The organism is Hymenobacter ginkgonis (assembly GCF_009755225.1).
Taxonomy (GTDB): Bacteria; Bacteroidota; Bacteroidia; order Cytophagales; family Hymenobacteraceae; genus Hymenobacter; species Hymenobacter ginkgonis.
The window spans coordinates 1-509 of record NZ_WQKZ01000032.1 but is presented as its reverse complement, the minus strand read 5'-3'; the positions used below and the strand labels follow the sequence as shown (position 1 = coordinate 509).

The 509-nt window shown below is 68.2% G+C and carries 1 protein-coding gene; it reads right to left on the bottom strand.

Annotated features, from left to right (window positions below; genetic code table 11):
- Positions 1-509: PA14 domain-containing protein (locus GO988_RS23675; protein WP_232341688.1), on the bottom strand; the 509-nt coding region annotated here is incomplete at both ends.

Sequence of the window (509 nt, the reverse complement as noted above, 5' to 3'; positions counted from 1 at the left end):
GTGGGTAGCGTGAGGGTGCGGTTAGGGCCCGCGTTGGCCACGGGCGCCTGGTTGAGGGCCCCCGCCCGCCGCCAGGCCGAGGCCGGCACCAACTGCTTGGCAATGCCCGGGCCCTGGTAGCTGACCTGCAAATCGCTGTCGCCGCTCTGCTGAAAGTAGATGATGGTGACCGCGTGCGTGCCCGCCTTGAGCCCAATCGTGCCCGAGCGCTCCTCAAACCAGTGCGACCAGTCGTTGTCGGCCACCAGCGTCGAGCCGATGAACAGCTGCGAGCCGTCGTCCGACAGCGTGTAGAACGTGTACTGCCCGTCCACCGGCACCGTCACGTAGCCCGTGTACTGCAGCCCGTAGTAGTTGTCGCGCAGGCGCGGAGCCAGGTTGGGCACCGCCGCCGTGCCTGTGGCCACGGCCGGCAGGGCGTTGTAGTTGGGCAGCCGCTCCCACGTGCCCTCGTAGTACGAAAAGTTCAGCCCCGCCGACGTGTTCGCCGGGTTCTCCGGCGTGCGTAG